A 15610-nucleotide genomic window follows, 5' to 3' on the forward strand; every position below is an offset into this window, starting at 1 on the left:
ACCGGACTCAGTACCTCAAGCCTTGCCGCCATCGTCCTCGTCCTCGTCGTCTTCGTCGTCCAGGTCGGCACGGCTGGACTTCGCCGTCACGGGTTTGGGCGGCTCCGGGACGCCGGGCTTGCCGACGAGCGTGTCGTTGGCGTCGGCCAGCAGGCCCGCGACATCCCGCCGGGTCACCAGCCGGGCCTCCAGCAGCGTGTTCAGCACCGTCAGTGAACGGTCGTAGTCGAGCTGCTTCTGGTCCTTCCACAGCTCCAGCACATCCTGGATGTCCTCCTTGTTGCCGGCCAGCCGGAGCGCGAGGACGTTGATGTCACCTTCGCGGAGCACCTCCGCGTAGAACCGCAGGCGCTCCTGCTTGAGTTCGAGGTCGTGCTTTTCCTTCATGTTCTCCAAGGTTCGCTCGTGCTCGGCGTGCAGTACCCGCAGCTCCTGTGCTCCCAGCTCCGTCTCCCGGTCGCGGATCCGCTGGGTCCGCTTCGCGATGTGCTCGCGGGTGCTCTCTTCGAGCGCCAGCACCGCCGAGCAGCTGGTGACGTCGACGACGTCGGAGATCCGGATCACCTGGTGGCCGAAGAGGTGCTCGATCTTTCGCTCGGCGCTCGCGCTCTGCTCGACTTCGAAGTCGCGGGTGACGTCACGCAGCCGCCGTTCGAGAATGTCGCGGATGATCGCGTACGGCTCGACCTTCTGCGCCTTCACCGCGGCAATCGGGTCGTGGACGTGCCACGTCACCCGGACGCTCGCGGCGAAGTAGAACGCCTCCTCCTGGGAAGGCAGTTCCATCGCATAGGTCTCGTAACGCGGTTGGATGTCGACCAGGAACATCTCGCGCGGAGTGGCCAGCCACAGCTCGCCCATGGTGAGCCGGCCGGTGCCGAGGCGGTACTCGCCGCTCTTCGTCACGTAGACGACCGCCGAATGGCCGGAGGTCGCCGGGTTGTCCTTGCGGAGGGAGGTGCGGCTGACCGCCACCGTGCGGACGATCGGCACGGAGGGCGTTTCGGGTGCAGCGGAGCCACCCGGAGCCGGGGTCTCGGGTGCGGAATCGTCCGGGGACGCTGACTGAGCTGTCATGGTTTCTCCTCTTCCTCATCGAAAAGCCGGAGCACGGTCCGGGCGGCGGCGGTCGTGCTCTGGCGGGCGCCGGCCCAGTGCTCGAGGTCGTAGCGGATGCCGGCGCGATCGCCCGAGTACCGGCCGATGTCGTGGAGCAGGCGGGCCAGCGGTTCGGCGATCGTGCGGTCCCTGCCGGATTTCTGCACCCAGTCCTTGATCATCTGGTTCGCGTAGCGCTGCAGATCGGCGGTCTGCAGCATCCGCGAGAACAGCACCAGGATCTGCGTCCGCCGGGCGTCGTCCTGCTCGGCCAGCCACAGCAAGACCGGCCAGCGCTCCGAGCTGGTCTCCACCCGGACCACGTAACGGGAGATGATCAGCACCGTCAGCAGGGCGGTGTCGCGCCGGTCGGGCGGCCGGCCGTCATCGGACCAGCGGACGAGCGCGTCGAGGACCTGACCGGGATCGGAGCGCAGGAAGAGGTCGTTCAGCCCCACGCCGACGGAATAGGCGGTGGTCGGCTGAGCGGCCTTGCGCATCAGCTTCAGCGCTTGCCGCGTGCTGATCGACGTCATGCTGCCCAAAGCCTCTGCGGCGGTCGCGCGCAGCGCCGGCGTTCCGCGCTCGGCCCACTCCTTGAGCACTCTCGACACCACGTGCTCGAGCTCCGGGAGCTGTCCCGGCACGCGGAGCGCCGCGACCGCCGCCCGCCGCTCCTCCGCGTTGCCGGAACCGGCCCAGCGCAGGATCATCCGGTTGAAGACGTAGGTGAAGTCGTACTGGCTCAACGCCCCGACCGCGACGCCGACCCGGGCACGGACCTCGTGCTCGTCCTCCCCGCCTAGGTCGAACAGCCAGTCCAGGACGACGTCGAGGGCGTCGGTGTACTGCAGCCGCAACCAGTCCAGGACGCGAACGGGGAACCGGTCGTCCCGGAACCGGAGCTTCCTGACCTGGACCTGTCCGTGGTTCGTGTCCTGCGTGCTGTCGGTGAACTCCGCCCTCGCCGACTCGACGCGCTCGGAGAGCTGCGTGGCGAAGACCCGCCGGGCGCGATCCTCACGGCGCGGAGCTTCGAGCCGCCGGAATCGGTCCGCGAGCATCCTCGCGGCCGTGGCCACCGTCTGGACGGATTCGTCGTTGAAAACGGCCAGCGCGATCACGAACGCGCGCTGGTCGCTGTCCTGCAGCGCGTCGAACCACCGGGAGAAGTCTGCCGAACTGGCCTGGGAATACCGGTCGCGGACGTAGGCGAGGTCGAGGCGGTTGTTCGCTACGTCGATCAGCAGCCGGCCCAACCGGGCCAGTTCCCGCGGCGGGAGCTCCTCCCCGAGCTGCTCGACGATCTCCCGGACGTCGGGCCTGGTCAGCAGCTCGCGGTCGGCCGTCGTGGAGCCGGCCAGTTCCCACGCGAGGTAGCGTTCCAGCAGGGGCTTCGGCCGGATCCGGCCGAAGCCTGTCACCACGAAGTCGCCGATTTCGCTTTCGAGCAACCGGACGGACTCGTCGACGATGACCACCAGCATGCATCCCTGGTCACGCATCGCCTGCTCGAGCTGCTCGGCGTGGAACGTCCGGAACTCCGCGGCCTGCCGGGGATCCAGCGACTCCAGGAGGTAGCCGCACGCGGGCTCGAGATCCTTGGCGGTCAGGTCCTTCAGCCGGCGGTCCGGATCGAGCTTGCGGACACCGGCCCGGCACGTCTCGTTCAGCAGCCGCAACGCGGTCGTCGTCCGCCCGGTGCCCTTCTTGGCCTGGATGATGAGCACCTGCCGCTGTTCGAGGCGGTACCGCAATTCGGCGTAGCCTTCCGGCTCCACATAGGACTGCTCGATGCGTTCGAGCACCGGCCCGGGCACCTCCCCGCTGCGGAGCCGCAGGTCGACATCGAGGTAGCCGGTGGCTCCGTGCCGGTCGCCGACCTGACCGACCGAGGTTTCGCCCAGGAAGAAGTTCGCGGTGCCGAACGAACCGGCCAGACCGCCGGTGCCCCAGCCGAGCAGGGACCGCACAGCCGTGTCGACCTGGTCGCTGAACCGGCCCCACGACTCCGCGCTCTCGGGGTCGGCCGCCTTGCCCTGCGCGGCCCGAAGATCATCCTCGTCCTGTTCTTCCTTGCCGTCACCATCCTTTTCGGGCTTCTCTTCGGTCTTCTTGTCCCTTTCCGCGGAGCTTTCCTTCGAAGGCTCTGCGGGCGTGGGCGTGGTGGGGGTGTCCCCGTCCGGTTCCGGTTCCTGATCCTCAGGCGGTTCATTCGCCATGACCGGTGCTTCCGTAATAACGGTCACCGGCCTGGCCGACGGTCGTCGTCCCGTGGAAGTCGTACTTGTTGCCGTGGTGGACGGAAGTGGGCGTAGGCGGCGCGGGGGAGGGCGACGGCGCGCGCGGCGTGGGTTCCGGTCCGGGCAGCCTCGGGTAGCCGGGCACTCGCACGTACAAAGCCGCCCCGGTCGCGGTTTTCACCACGGTGTACAGCGACGGGTTGCTGCCGCCGCGGCCGTCGCGGATCACCTTGGTGTGGACCCGCTCCGTGGCGATGATCGCGCAGTCCGCGTTCGGCAGGCGGTCCAGGACGTCGGTCACGGCCGCGGACTGCGCGGCCTCGATCGCGGTGGTGACGTCGAGGGTGGTCAGGTGGCCGGCCGGCGGGATCTGCCCGTGGTGGACGGCGATTCGGATCGTGCCCGCACGGCGGCCACGCGCGGCCCGCTCGATCGCTCCGGCCAGCGTCGTCACGACTTCGGCGGCCGGCAGTACGGCATCCGTGATCACCGCGACCACCCGCGAAGCACCCGGGGAAAGCTGCTCCGGGGGCAGGGTCACGCGGCACTCGGCCAGCGCCTGCTCCAGCACCTCGCTGAGAACCGCCGGTGATCCGCCCGCCAGGACGACGATCGACGAGTCGACCGGCGTGGGGCCGGATTCGCTGCCGAGCTTGGCCGCCAAGACAGTGGCCAAAGCCGCCGGCGAAGTCAATCTGGCGTCCACGTGCGCCGTGGTCGCGCGCAACCCCGGGATCGTCGTGTCGTCGAACCTGACCGGCAGGATGTAGTCGGCTTCGCTCCGGAATGCCCGATCCTGTGCCGAGCGTCGTTCGTGCCGAGTCCACATCCGGCGCGAGAAGGCCTCGGAGGCGAACAAGACGCAGTACCGCGATCGGTTGTTGTAGACGTCGTCGAGCAGCGTGTAGAGATCGGTGCCCAGCAGGTTTGCGGTCTCCTCGGAGTCGAGGAACAAGCGCAGACCCGATGCGGTGAGGTACCTGGCCACCTCCTCGACGTATTCGCGCTCTTCGGCCGCGAACGACAGGCAGAAGTCGTACTCGTACGCGGAGTCGTCTGTCATGGCCTCTCCTGTTCCGGTGCGGCCGGTCATCGGTGCGTCACCTCGACGATCACGGTCCGGTTGCGTGCGGCGGCCGCCGGGATCAGCGAGCCGTCGGGGTTGTGGTCGGGTACGTAGCCGTCGAAGTAGCTGCCGACGCCGACGGTGGCGACCTGCTCACGCCGGGCACCTCGCTCGACGAGGAGCCCGGCCACCGCGTTCGCCCGGGCGTCGGCCAGCGCGGTCTGGCCCTCCCGGTCGCCGGTGCGGGCGGTCGTCCCGGTCAGCCGCACGCCGCGGCTGCTCCGGGCGGCGAGCCAGCGGGCGACCGGCGCGATCACCTCACCCGCCGCCGCGGCGTCGCGGAACTCCGCGCGGTCCGGCTGGAACCCGACCTTGCCGTCGTCGGGCAGGACGAGCTTGGCGGACTGGTCCAGGTCGAGGTTGTCGGGCAGCGGGACGGGGACCGCGCCGACCGGCGGCACTCCGGTCGGGGCCACTCCGTTGTGGGGCTCGGGCAACACGGCGACGCAGTCGGCCTTCCCGGCCTTGGCGATCGCCTTGTACAGCTCGGTCAGCTGGCTGTGCCGGGCCGTGTCGAGAGGCTCCTGCGGTGCCGCCGTGTCGCCGATCCCGGCGAGCAGAACGGTCTTGTGCCGCAGGTCCGGCACCGCGTCGCCGAGTGCGCCCGCGACCTCGCCGGGGTCGGCGTCGAGCAGACCCGGCTGGCGGAAGTCCAGCGGTGCCACGGTCTGCAGACCGGAGTCGACGAGCACGACCGTGCCCGCGCCGTCCCCGGTCGCGCGAGCGGCGACGGCGAGCGCGCCGAGCACGTCCGCTTCGGCGACCTTGGCCCGCACGGACGACACCGCGGTGGCGAACTTGCGGACGAACCCCGCCCGGTCGTTGTCCAGGTTCGGTGTGTTGTTGGCGTCGGAATAGAACGTGGCGGTCGCGGTGGCCTCTGGGCGCCCGTCGACGCTGACCACCGAGACCTTGGGACCCTCGGTGTGGTCCGGGACGGTGGCGACCGCGGCTTGGACGATCCGACCGACCTGCTCCGGCAGGATCGGCTGAGGGCTGCCTGCGCGGCCGCCGGCCGCGACGGCGAGCGGCCCCGCGGCCTGGCACTGCCCGGTCTGCGCGGCCACGGGTGCCACGGCGTCCGAACCGGAGCCGCACGCGACGAGAGCAGGCAGCACCACCGCCACGGAGAGCAGGATGCGGGGGAGACGAGATCTGAACACGGTTCCTCACAGCTTTCGGATGTCGGGCCGGGCGACGCCGGGGCCGAGGGCCGCCAGACCGTGGCGGTCCCCGGGCCCGAACGACTCGGTAGCGGGGCTGGGATGCATCACGGCACGGGCCCGCAGGGCGTGGCTGAGCCCCAGCGCGTGTCCCAGCTGGTGGCGCAGGTGTGCGACGGTCGCGTAAGGGGTCAGCACGCAGAGACCGCGGTCGAGGTACGCGTCGCCGTGCGCCGCGCTGAGCGCGCAGCAATCTTCGCCGGCGGCCGCGGGACGGACGACGATGCTGCCCGAGGCCACGTCCACGGCTCGCGCCACAGGTGGGTGCGGGGCGGCCGGCTGCAGGTCGATCCGGGTCAGCAGGCTCAGCTCGGCCACGACCTCGTCGAGATCGGCCGGCGGCGTCCACCCCGCCGACTCGGCCGGCCTGACCGTGACCGGGCGGCCCGAACGCCAGCGGACCGGGTGCCGGCCATGGCACCGGGCGAAGGTGAAGTCGACGCCGTGGGCCATGGGCGGCGGTCCGGCGGGCCACAGAGTCGGCGGGAGTGGCGCGGGGGGTGCCGGCTTGCCGGCTGTGCGCAGGGTGACGTCCGGATACCGGCCCAGTGGCCCGGTCGACGTCCGGCGGGATCGCATGCGTTCGCTCCGTTCAGTTCCAGGTCCAGTGCCGCCGGCAGGCCGGGCAGACGAATCCCGACATGCACTCCTGGCAGAGCCGGCCCGGGTCGTAGGAGCCCGAGCAGGCTTCGCACACGTCGAGCTCCTGACGGCAGTGCGGGCAGCGAGGTTTCGGCGCTTCCGCGGCTTCCCGGCCGATGAACCGCTGGTACCACCGGCTCATCCGGCCCGCCGGATTTCCGCGTCACCGTCGTCGTCCGGCTCCGCGGCCGGGCCGGACGACGGCAACGGCACCGGGCCGGTCTCCGTCACGCCGGTCTTCGCCGGATCCTGCATGTGCACGGCCATCAGGTGCCTCGCGTAGTTCGCGAGCTCGGCGCCGAGTGCCTGGCGCTCCCGGATCGCGGCTGTCATCCGCTCGTCCTCCCGGTCGAACTCCCCGACGCACTGGTCGACGACCGAGTCCGCGCGGACCTTCAGCGCGGCCAGCCGGGCGACTTCAGTGCTTTGCTGCGCCGATCGGCGGGCGAAGCGACGGTGGGCGAAGTACACGGGGTTGTACAGGCGTTCGGCTTCGAAGGCGGTGCACAGCCCGCTCACGAGGTAAAGGGCGAAGAAGAACCAAGCGGCGTAGTGACCACGCTCGACCTTGGCCGCGTCCGGTCCCGCTCCGGCGCCGAACCCGAGCGCGGACTCGGTCAGCTCGGCGCTGTGCCAGCGGACCACCAGCAGCACGACGCCCAGGGCCAGCCAGGCGATCGTGAGCACTGCGATCGCCGGGACGACCCCGGCTCGGCCGTGGCGCAACCCGGCGAGCGCGATCCCTGCGGTGGCGGCGGCCATCAGCGCCAGCGCGGTCGCGCCCAGTGCCATCAGCCAGGAGAAGACCTCGGCCTCGTTGAGCAGCAGGTCGAGCACGGCCTTGAACGCGGCGGTGTCGGTCATAGCGCCGACGAGGATGAGGAGCGCGGCCGCGACGAGACCGAGTGAACCACGACCGGCGAGCAGTTCCGGGGCCGCCCAGCCGGTCGGCTTCTTTCGGTTGCCGAAGATCCAGTTCATCGTTCGTCCTCCTCGTCGTCGTCGCGAACGGCCGTCGGCCGTTCCTGGCCGGCGTCCAGCGGGGGATGGCCGGCGAGCTCGACGCGGCACCGTTCGTACGCTTCGTTCAGGCGGTTCAGCTCTTCGCTCGCGTGGCCGGCCTGTAGTTCCAGCTCGCGCCGGTACTGCGTCGCCTGGCCGAGGTGCAGCGCCAGCACGGTCTGGTGGTCGAGGTACTCGGTGCGCACGGATTCGATCCAGGCGGCCACCCAGGACTCGATGACCAGATCGAGCGCTGCGCCGGTGCCTTCGTCGACCGCGTCGCCCAGCTGTTCCACGAGCTGGCGCACGCGCTGACGGCACGTGCCCCGGTCCGGGGCGGGCGGCATGTCGAACGGCACCGCGCGCCAGCGGTCGATCTCGGTCAGCTGCAGGAAGGGACCGGGCTTGCTGTCGGGGCCGGAGCGGTCGGGCATGACGTCCTGCCAGGTGGGCTGGGCCGGTTCGGATCTGGCGCGGCGGCGGCGAAACATGGTGAATCCTTCGCGGTGGTGGTGTTCGGGAACGTGAGGGAATCAGCGCGGTGCCACGGGCTCGGGCGGTGCGGGCGCGATGGGGGCATCGGGCTCGTGGATCCAGCCCGGCAACCGGGGCCGGGCCAGTTGGAGCAGCGGGATGAGCGCGCCACCGTCGGGGTGCCGCCGCACGAGGTGGCGTTCGTAGGTGCGGCACCGTCGCTGGGCGTGTTCGTGGTGCAGCTGGATCCGGGCCAGGGTCAGCCGCTTGCGGGCGACGATCGCGCCTTGCAGCCGGGCCAGCTCGACGTGCAGGGCGCGGGTTTGCTCCGCCGCGCGTTGTTCTGCCTGCACGAGCGGGTTCCGGCGCCGGTCGTGCTCCCGCTGCCGCCGGGTCCGGACCAGCTGGTCGTCCACTCCGGACTCGACGGCGTTGCGCCGGATCAGCTCGGCCTCCGCAGGCACCGCCGGCACCGCGGCCAGCCGGGTGCGGGCGTCGGCCGCCTCTTCCTCGGCACCGGCGATCTCGCCCTCGAGCTCTTCCCGGCGGCGGACGAGCGGCTGGATGTCTTCTTCCTGCCGGAGCAGCTCGCGCGCGGCGAACACGTTGAGATGGTGCTGACGCACCCCGTGGTACGGCGTCGCGGCGAACTCGCTGTCCGCCGGCAGAGCGGGGAATCCCGACTTGCCGTCTTGGCGCCCGGCCCGGCGGTCGGCCAGCCGGGCCACGAGGCTGTACCGGAGCGCTCTCTTGCGCAGCTTTTCGGACTCTCGTTCCGGGTTCTTCGGCATGACGCCTCCTGGCGGAAGGTGGCGCGGCGTGCGCCGGACATCTGGGGGTGGTGACGTCGAGCCTGTACCGGCTCAGTGGAACGGCGGTGGATCGGGAATGGACCGCGCGAAGCGTCCACCGTGGATCGGGTTTGAGCGGGGTCAGCCCGCTCGGAACCAGCGGCGGATCAGGCTCCCCGTGATGGCGAGCAGGACGAAGAAGATCACCGCCCGGACGAGATCGCCGTGATCGTCCGCGTTGCCGCTGTAGGCTGCGGCTCCGTAAGCGAAGTAGACGATGTCGATGAGCGCGATCGCCAGCACCCACCGGCCGGCGTACGAGCGGGCTCGCGAGATCTGGTGGTAGGTGTTCCGGCGGTCGCTTCGGTCGAGGTAGTCCCCGTTGTGGATCGTCTGCTCACCCTGGGAGATGTAGTTCGTGCCGCCCTCGGTGTGGTTGAACTGCCGGCCACGTGGATCGCGTCCGTGATCAGGTGGCGAGGTCATCGCCGACCACCTCCTGCTCCGTGGTTGTTGACCGTCTGCGTGCCCTGACTGATGTAGCTGGTCCCGCCGGACACCGATGTGTACTGGTTTTGCGGGCCGCTCGGCACCTGCCGGCCGGGACCTTCGGCTGCGGTCTCCTCGCCGGCGTCCGTGAGCTCGTCGATCAGTCCACGGAGGTCGGTGGCGAAGGTCTGGTCACGGAGCCGCCGGAAAGTCGACCGAGACAGCGATCCGATGTCGGCAGGCAGCTCCACGAAGGACGGGAGCCGTACATCGTCGAGGAGCACCGGAACCACCGGGATGCCGCGCTCGAAGGCGGTGCGCAGTTCGGACCTGACCCAGTCTCGCGGATCGGCCAGCCTTGGCCGGCCGTCCGCATCTTGAGCACCGAGCCAGTGAGGTCCGATGATCGCGAGCACGAGATCGGCTGCGGAAACCGCGTCTCGGATGGATTCCGGGTAAAGTTCGCCTGGCAGAAGCGAGTCGCGGTCGCGGAAAACACGGTGCCGGCCGGTCTTCTTCGCGAATCCGGTCGCAACCTCCCGTGCCACGTGCACGCTGTCCTCGGTGCGGTAGCTGATGAATATGCGGCGCATCGATCATTTCTCCCTTCTGCGCGCCCTGCCAGGCACAATCCGGCGCACAGTGGGGGCGCCTACAGGATTCGACGGCATTCGACAATCGAGTTCGAAGTGGAACTCGACGTTACTCCGGTGAATTCGACGCTCTAAGGATCGACGTCGAGCTCGTCCTCGTTACGGTGTTTTGAAACGTTACTTCTGGTGAGAGATGACCGTCGTGAGGCGGTGTCCCGGCTTTTTCGTACGACGGTGATCGATCATGCTCGTGCTTCCGTCCTCGGGCGGTGATCGGGTACGCGGACACCGCCTTCACCCGTTTGCGACGATGATGCGTGGCGCCGATGGACCGGGCATGGATCGGATGTGTACCGCTCGGCAGGGCATTGTGATTGACTCGGGAAGTGATCGACGACGGGCCGAAGCCCCCACCTCGTACCTGGTCGCGGCTGCGTTCCGCCAGTGTGTTCTCGTCGCCGTGGTTCGACGTCCGGCGGGACGCGGCCGTCCGCCCGGATGGTTCCGCCGGCCGGTACGACCACGTCGTGTCCAGCGGCTCCGTGACGACAGTGGCGCTGGCGGAAGACGGTCGTGTCGCCGTGACGCGGCAATGGATCTACACCCACGAGCAAACCCAGTGGCGGCTGCCCGCGGGCCGGATCGACGCCGCCGACTCCGATCCCCGGGGCGCAGCAGCAAGGGAGTTGCGTGAAGAGACCGGGATCTCCGCGCTGCACTGGCGTCATCTCGGCACCGTCAACTGCGCGGATTCCTTCACCAACCATCGTGACCACGCGTTCCTGGCGACGAGGCTCGACCACGGCACTGCGCGCTTGGAACCCGGCGAAGCTGACCTGCGCGTACACCTGATCCCCTTCGAAGAGGCGTTGTCGCTGGTCATCGACGGTCGAATGCCCCACGCCGGCAGCTCGTTCGCCTTGCTCATGGTTCGCGCACTGGGCGTGCGCTGAGCCCGTTCACCGTTTCCGGAAACGCAGGAGACGTGCAACGTATTGTCGATTGACCGGTTTCGGATGAATCCTCGGAACAAGCGCAATCGCGCTTGGGAATAACAAATTCCGAGGAGTCGTCATGTCTGGTTCGCTGTCATTCCGCACCCTTGTCGAGTTCGCTGCCGCGGCTGCCACGCTGGTCGCCCTCACCGTCCCGGGTTTCGGCGTCGTCACGTCGCTCGCAGACGGGGGGTCCACGTCGGGCCCGGTCGTGACGTCGCCGCCCTTGGCCGCCCCCAACGGGCACTCGTGGATCGACTGACCGGCCCGGACGGCAATCCGGTTCTTCCGGTGGGTTTCCGACAAGGGGCCGGATTGCCGTTCGGTGCGTTGCTTTCGCTCTGCGACGGTGCTGTACTGCCTGCAGGTGAACCTCGCGAAACGGGGAGGCGAGCGTGGTCGAGTCGTTCGGGGAAGCTTTGCGGAAACTGCGACAAGGCCGCGGTCTGTCACTCGATAAACTCGCTCAGAAGATCAGTTACAGCAAGAGCTACCTGAGCAAGATCGAAAATGGCATGAGTGCGCCGACGGCAGATATCGCGAAGCGCTGCGATAGTGCGCTCGAAACCGGCGGCGCACTCGTCACGATGATCGTCTCTGCGAAACCCGAAGTGCCGAAACCCCGGCCCGAAGCCGCAAACGGCGACGAGGGGAGTGACGATGAAGTGTGGGTGATGGTGATGGATACCGAAGGGACATCCGGCTTTCACCGTCTCCCGCGGCGGCAGGTCCTCGCCGGGCTCGGGATCGCGGTGGGGTATGCGCTGACCGGTGGCGCCTGGTCGGCGGCCGACCCCACGACGATCGCCGGCCTGCACAGCGCGTTCGACCAGTACCGCAAACTCGGCACTACGAGCCGTCCGGGCATCGTGCTGCCCCAGGTCGTCGCTCACGTGCACACGGTTCGCTCCCTCGCCGGGGGGCCGGTGGCGCCCGAAGTGCGCAATGAGTTGCTCGTCCACGCTTCGCGCGCCGCGGAGTACGCGGGCTGGATGAGCCAGGAGGCCGGTGACGATCGGGCCGCGGCGTGGTGGACGGCGAAAGCAGTCGACTTCGCGGCCTCCGGCGGCGACCTCCACCTCGGTGTCTACGCACTTGTGCGGCAGGCCGAACTGGCTTTGTACCAACAGGATTCCCTCGCCACGGTCGAGCTGGCCGTGCGCGCGCAGACCGATCCGTCAGTCGGGTCACGGATCCTCGGACTCGCGGCCCGTTGCGAAGCGCAGGGTCACGCGCTGGCCGGCGCCCCCGACGACTACTTGCGCGCACTGGAACGCGCGCGCGTGCTCCTGTCCGAAGGCACGTCGCTCCCGGCATCGCGACCGGTGTTCGGTTCCGCCAGCGTCGTCGACGAAGTCGCCTTGGCCGAAGGCTGGTCGCTCTACGACCTCGGCCGTCCCGCCGACGCCGCGGAAGTGCTCGATCGGGAGTTGCCCAGGATCGCCGCGGAGGCGCGGAGGGCTCGCGCCCGGTTCGGGGCGCGTCACGCACTGGCGCACGCGGGCAGCGGCGAGATCGAGCACGCCTGCTCGCTCACTCGCGGGGTGCTCGAGGACGCGGCGCACGTCGACTCCGCCACCGTGCGGATCGACCTCCGCCAGCTTTCGCGAACACTGGCGCGGTGGCACAACCACCCGGCGGTTCGCGAACTGCTGCCCGAACTCGGTCGCGCGTTGCGGGTTGTCCGGGTTCCGCCCGCCTAGGCGGTGCCGGAGCAAGTCTGTCTGCTCGAAGACCGAGAGTTTTGACTTGCCGGACACCGCCTAGCCCTCCGCCCTGCACCTGCACCGATGCCGGGCGAGCTCGGCTCGCACGTCTTCCGCCTCCGTCCACCCCAGTCCGTCGAAGGCCTCGAGCGCAGCGTGCCAGTGCACGGCGGCGGAGACGTGTTCGCCGGTCTGGTGCAGTACTTGCGCGGCGCCGCGGTGTGCGTGGGCCTGTTTGCCCCGGTCGCCGGTTCCGCGGGCGAGGTCGAGCGCCGCGAGGTAGGTCGTCAGCGCTTGGCGGCGGTCCCCGCGCTCCAGCTGCGTCGCGGCCCGGTCCATGTACAGCTGGGCGCGCAAGCCGGGCTCGGCGACCGTATCGGCGACGGCGCGGGCAAGTTCGTGGTGTTGCACGGCGTCTTCGAGCCGCTGCTCGAGGCGGTGCACCACTCCGATGTTGTTGAGCGCGTAGGCCTCGCAGCTGCGGTCACCCACCTCCTTGGCGAGCGCTCGGGCTTCTTCGTGGTTCGCGAGCGCTTGGGCGTGCCGGCCCAGCCGACGCCGCACCACACCCAGGTTGTCCAACGTGTGAGCGAGGCCCTGGGTGTGGCTGAGCCGGCGCAGCAGGTCCGTGGCCGCGACCAGCCGCGCTTCGGCGAACTCGAGATCGCCCTGCAGCTCGTGGAGCTGTCCTGCGTTGCTGAGGGCATAGGCCTGGCCTCGGAGGTCTTCGACGCGCTCGTACTTCGTCAGCGCCGACTCGTAGTGGGTGATCGCCGACGCGTTGTCGCCCCGATCCGAATCCACAGTCGCGATGGCGCACAGCGCGCCGGCCTGGCCGAGGTCATCACCCAGCTCGGTCCACAGACGCAGCGCCTCAGTGGCCAATTCGAGCGATTGCGAGGCCCTCCCCGCGGTCCGGTGCGCTCCGGCCAGCCGCAGCAGGACGTAGGCAAGTCCGGCCCGTCCGGCCTCGTCGGTTTCGAGCGCCTTCCGCGCGAGCTCGAGCGTCTCGGACCAATCCTCGATGAGGCCACCTGCGTAGTAGTAGCGCCACAAGAGCACGGCCAGCTGCCAGGTGTGCTCGGAGAAGTCCTGCCGCGCCGCATACCTGATCACTGCGAGCAGGTTCAGCCGTTCCCCGGACAGCCAGGTCAGCGCCGCCTGGTTGTCGCCGAACTCCACCGCGGACGGGCACTCTCGCCGGACGGCCGGCTGACGGTCCTGGTCGAAGGGGTAGGCGGCACGTATCGCGTTCGACGTGGTGACGAGGTAGAAGTCGAGGAGCGGACCGAGTCGTTCCGTGTCCGTGTCCGCGTGCGTGTGAAGGCCACGTGCGTACTCCTTGAGCGGATCGAGGATCCGGTACCGCCCGTGCGCGGGTTCTTCCAGCAGGCTCGCCCGCAGCAGTCCCTCCAGCAGTTCCCGCGCCCGCGCAGGAGTCGTCCCCACCAGGGCGGCCGCGGCGGGCACGCTCAGATCGTGTCCAGGCAACCGCCCGAACAGCCGGAACAGGAGTTGTTCGAGCTCGTCCAGCTGCCCGTAGGAGACCGCGCAGGCGCCGGCGGCGCGTCCGGTCAGCCCGGGTGCGTCCCGCCACGGTCCCGACTCGTCGAGCAGCGCCGTCAGTTCGCTGAGGGACCAGGACCCGTGCAGCCGAAGTTGCGCGGCCAGCATCTTGATGGGGAGCGGGACATAGCCGCACCGCACCACGAGGCTGTCGACGAGCGCCGACTCACCTCGGACCCGATCGGCGCCGACGAGGCCGTGAAACAGCTCGATGGCCGCCTCGGGCTGCAGCGGTCCCAGCTGGATCTCGTCCGCGATGTCGAGACCTCCGGTTCGCCGGCTGGTGACCAGTGCGGCACAGCCGGGCTCGATCGGAAGGAGCTGCTGTGTCTGCTCTTCGCCCGCCGCGTTGTCCAGCACGACAAGGGTGCGTGTGCCCGCCAGCGCAGCCTGGTAACTGGCGATGCGCTGACTGATCGTCGGCGGGTGTTGTTCCGGCGGGACCCCGAGCGCCGTCAGCAGGCCGGCCAGCGCGTCCTCGGTGGTCACTGGGGCCACCTCCGGGGTGAAGCCGTCGAGCTGCACCAGCACCTGCCCGTCGGGGAAGCGCTCGCGCAGGAGGTAGGCCGCTTGGACGGCGAGCGCGGTCTTGCCGATCCCCGGCATCCCGCTGATCCACAAGGTCGCCGATCGGTGCGCGGCGGCTGCGACGAGCAACCGCGACTCGATCCTCGCCAGTTCGCGCCCTCGACCCCCGAAGCGGGGCGGCCGGCTGGGCAGCAAGACGCGCCGCCCGCTCAGCTGAGCGAATTTCGCCAACCGCCGCAGCTCGACCGGGACGTCCATACCGTAGTCATTGAGCGCCGCCCTGGTGTCGTGGTAGACGTTCACCGCCTGTACGCGGTCGCCGTTGGCCACCAACGCCCGCATCAGCAGCCCCGCGAGCCGGTGCCGCGTCGGCTCGGCACTCACCAACGACTGCAGCCGATCGCGGACCCACCGGTGGTTTCCTTCGCCGAGCTCGAGCTCGGCGAGGTCGCCCAGGACGTCGATGTACGCCTCTTCCGGTGAGAACAGACCGGTCGAGCCGACGCGGTCGTGGTCGAGGTCCTCCAGGTACCGGCCGCGCCACAGTTCGGCGGCCTCGCGCAGCAGCGCGAGCCGCCGGGCACGGTCGGCGCAGTCGTGTGCCCGGTCACGCAACGCGAGAAACCGCTCGAGGTCGATCCGCTCGGGCGCGATCCGCAGCACGTAGCCCGTCGCGACGCGGTCGATCACCGGCCGGTCGGTCTGCTCACCCCGCTCGAGGATCTTGCGCAAGCGAGCGATGTAGCCGGGGACCAGGTTGGTCTTCGGCTTCTCCACCCCGTTCCAGACGATGTCGGTGAGCCGTTCGGCCGATATCGCGCGGTTCGCGTGCAGCACGAGGACGGCAAGGATGTACCGCTGCTGTAAGTCACCGAGTTCGACCGGTTGACCGCTCGTTCGCAGTTCGAACGGCCCCAACAGGCGTACTTCCATGCCGTCTCCTTCGACGCGGTGTCATGACACTCTCAGTGAAACCGATCGCTCGGGGGATGAGAACACGTTCGGTTTGTGGTCCATTTTTCGTCCACTTTCCGTCCTTTCGTGACCTGAAGCGGAACTCGAGGTCCACCCGCGGTCCACGCTTGGTCCAAGCCGGGATGTGAGACTGTCGGGGAGCGCCCGCAGGGACCCCCT

At 69.5% G+C, this 15610-nt stretch carries 15 protein-coding genes; 3 read left to right on the forward strand and 12 right to left on the reverse strand.

Annotation, left to right across the window (positions count from 1 at the left end; all coding sequences use genetic code 11):
• Window positions 1-15: 15 nt before the first annotated feature.
• From MUY22_RS24905 to MUY22_RS24955, 11 genes are all read right to left on the reverse strand, one after another.
• Window positions 16-1077 carry a hypothetical protein gene (locus tag MUY22_RS24905; RefSeq protein ID WP_247063080.1) on the reverse strand — a complete coding sequence of 354 codons (1062 nt, stop codon included), beginning with the start codon at window positions 1075-1077 and terminating at the stop codon, window positions 16-18.
• Window positions 1074-3320: a hypothetical protein gene (locus tag MUY22_RS24910; protein ID WP_247063082.1), complete on the reverse strand. Its 2247-nt coding sequence runs from the start codon at window positions 3318-3320 to the stop codon at window positions 1074-1076. The genes MUY22_RS24905 and MUY22_RS24910 overlap by 4 nt, the downstream gene beginning before the upstream one ends.
• On the reverse strand, window positions 3310-4404 hold the full coding sequence (locus MUY22_RS24915) for a TIR domain-containing protein (protein ID WP_247063084.1): 1095 nt from the start codon (window positions 4402-4404) through the stop codon (window positions 3310-3312). The genes MUY22_RS24910 and MUY22_RS24915 overlap by 11 nt, the downstream gene beginning before the upstream one ends.
• 26 nt (window positions 4405-4430) lie before the next feature.
• The gene (locus tag MUY22_RS24920) at window positions 4431-5594 is read right to left on the reverse strand and encodes an OmpA family protein (RefSeq protein WP_247063086.1); all 1164 of its coding nucleotides are present in this window, start codon (window positions 5592-5594) and stop codon (window positions 4431-4433) included.
• A gap of 42 nt (window positions 5595-5636) precedes the next feature.
• Window positions 5637-6269 (reverse strand): hypothetical protein, encoded by a 633-nt coding sequence (locus MUY22_RS24925; RefSeq protein ID WP_247063088.1) that lies wholly within the window; start codon window positions 6267-6269, stop codon window positions 5637-5639.
• A gap of 13 nt (window positions 6270-6282) precedes the next feature.
• Window positions 6283-6474, reverse strand: a complete 192-nt coding sequence (locus MUY22_RS24930; protein WP_247063090.1) for a hypothetical protein — start codon at window positions 6472-6474, stop codon at window positions 6283-6285.
• Entirely contained in the window at window positions 6471-7313 is an 843-nt protein-coding gene (locus MUY22_RS24935; RefSeq protein WP_247064533.1) for a hypothetical protein, read from the reverse strand. Before MUY22_RS24935 ends, MUY22_RS24930 begins: the two co-directional genes overlap by 4 nt.
• The gene (locus MUY22_RS24940; RefSeq protein WP_247063092.1) at window positions 7310-7825 is read right to left on the reverse strand and encodes a hypothetical protein; all 516 of its coding nucleotides are present in this window, start codon (window positions 7823-7825) and stop codon (window positions 7310-7312) included. The genes MUY22_RS24935 and MUY22_RS24940 overlap by 4 nt, the downstream gene beginning before the upstream one ends.
• A 42-nt stretch (window positions 7826-7867) precedes the next feature.
• Window positions 7868-8599 (reverse strand): hypothetical protein, encoded by a 732-nt coding sequence (locus tag MUY22_RS24945; protein WP_247063094.1) that lies wholly within the window; start codon window positions 8597-8599, stop codon window positions 7868-7870.
• A 141-nt stretch (window positions 8600-8740) separates the two neighbouring features.
• Window positions 8741-9085: a hypothetical protein gene (locus MUY22_RS24950; RefSeq protein ID WP_247063096.1), complete on the reverse strand. Its 345-nt coding sequence runs from the start codon at window positions 9083-9085 to the stop codon at window positions 8741-8743.
• Window positions 9082-9681 carry a toll/interleukin-1 receptor domain-containing protein gene (locus MUY22_RS24955; protein WP_247063097.1) on the reverse strand — a complete coding sequence of 200 codons (600 nt, stop codon included), beginning with the start codon at window positions 9679-9681 and terminating at the stop codon, window positions 9082-9084. The genes MUY22_RS24950 and MUY22_RS24955 overlap by 4 nt, the downstream gene beginning before the upstream one ends.
• Before the next feature lie 386 nt (window positions 9682-10067).
• Between MUY22_RS24955 and MUY22_RS24960 the strand changes: the two genes are divergently transcribed.
• The 3 genes from MUY22_RS24960 to MUY22_RS24970 all read left to right on the forward strand — a co-directional run bounded on the left by MUY22_RS24960 (window position 10068) and on the right by MUY22_RS24970 (window position 12379).
• Window positions 10068-10634, forward strand: a complete 567-nt coding sequence (locus tag MUY22_RS24960) for an NUDIX domain-containing protein (RefSeq protein ID WP_247063098.1) — start codon at window positions 10068-10070, stop codon at window positions 10632-10634.
• 121 nt (window positions 10635-10755) lie between these two features.
• On the forward strand, window positions 10756-10938 hold the full coding sequence (locus MUY22_RS24965; RefSeq protein ID WP_247063099.1) for a hypothetical protein: 183 nt from the start codon (window positions 10756-10758) through the stop codon (window positions 10936-10938).
• Window positions 10939-11071: 133 nt separating this feature from the next.
• A complete protein-coding gene (locus MUY22_RS24970; protein ID WP_247063100.1) occupies window positions 11072-12379 on the forward strand; it encodes a helix-turn-helix transcriptional regulator in 1308 nt (435 codons plus the stop codon).
• 60 nt (window positions 12380-12439) lie between these two features.
• Here MUY22_RS24970 and MUY22_RS24975 read toward each other — a convergent pair whose 3' ends face one another.
• Window positions 12440-15409, reverse strand: coding sequence for a tetratricopeptide repeat protein (locus tag MUY22_RS24975; protein ID WP_247063101.1), 2970 nt, complete (start codon window positions 15407-15409; stop codon window positions 12440-12442).
• Between the last annotated feature and the right edge of the window lie 201 nt (window positions 15410-15610).

This window comes from Amycolatopsis sp. WQ 127309 (assembly GCF_023023025.1).
Taxonomy (GTDB): domain Bacteria; phylum Actinomycetota; class Actinomycetes; order Mycobacteriales; family Pseudonocardiaceae; genus Amycolatopsis.

Coding starts and splice junctions, on each gene's coding strand:
- MUY22_RS24930 (WP_247063090.1), bottom strand. CDS start 6,474: ATGAGCCGGTGGTACCAGCGGTTCATCGGCCGGGAAGCCGCGGAAGCG.
- MUY22_RS24925 (WP_247063088.1), bottom strand. CDS start 6,269: ATGCGATCCCGCCGGACGTCGACCGGGCCACTGGGCCGGTATCCGGAC.
- MUY22_RS24905 (WP_247063080.1), bottom strand. CDS start 1,077: ATGACAGCTCAGTCAGCGTCCCCGGACGATTCCGCACCCGAGACCCCG.
- MUY22_RS24915 (WP_247063084.1), bottom strand. CDS start 4,404: ATGACAGACGACTCCGCGTACGAGTACGACTTCTGCCTGTCGTTCGCG.
- MUY22_RS24975 (WP_247063101.1), bottom strand. CDS start 15,409: ATGGAAGTACGCCTGTTGGGGCCGTTCGAACTGCGAACGAGCGGTCAA.
- MUY22_RS24955 (WP_247063097.1), bottom strand. CDS start 9,681: ATGCGCCGCATATTCATCAGCTACCGCACCGAGGACAGCGTGCACGTG.
- MUY22_RS24940 (WP_247063092.1), bottom strand. CDS start 7,825: ATGTTTCGCCGCCGCCGCGCCAGATCCGAACCGGCCCAGCCCACCTGG.
- MUY22_RS24935 (WP_247064533.1), bottom strand. CDS start 7,313: ATGAACTGGATCTTCGGCAACCGAAAGAAGCCGACCGGCTGGGCGGCC.
- MUY22_RS24945 (WP_247063094.1), bottom strand. CDS start 8,599: ATGCCGAAGAACCCGGAACGAGAGTCCGAAAAGCTGCGCAAGAGAGCG.
- MUY22_RS24950 (WP_247063096.1), bottom strand. CDS start 9,085: ATGACCTCGCCACCTGATCACGGACGCGATCCACGTGGCCGGCAGTTC.
- MUY22_RS24965 (WP_247063099.1), top strand. CDS start 10,756: ATGTCTGGTTCGCTGTCATTCCGCACCCTTGTCGAGTTCGCTGCCGCG.
- MUY22_RS24910 (WP_247063082.1), bottom strand. CDS start 3,320: ATGGCGAATGAACCGCCTGAGGATCAGGAACCGGAACCGGACGGGGAC.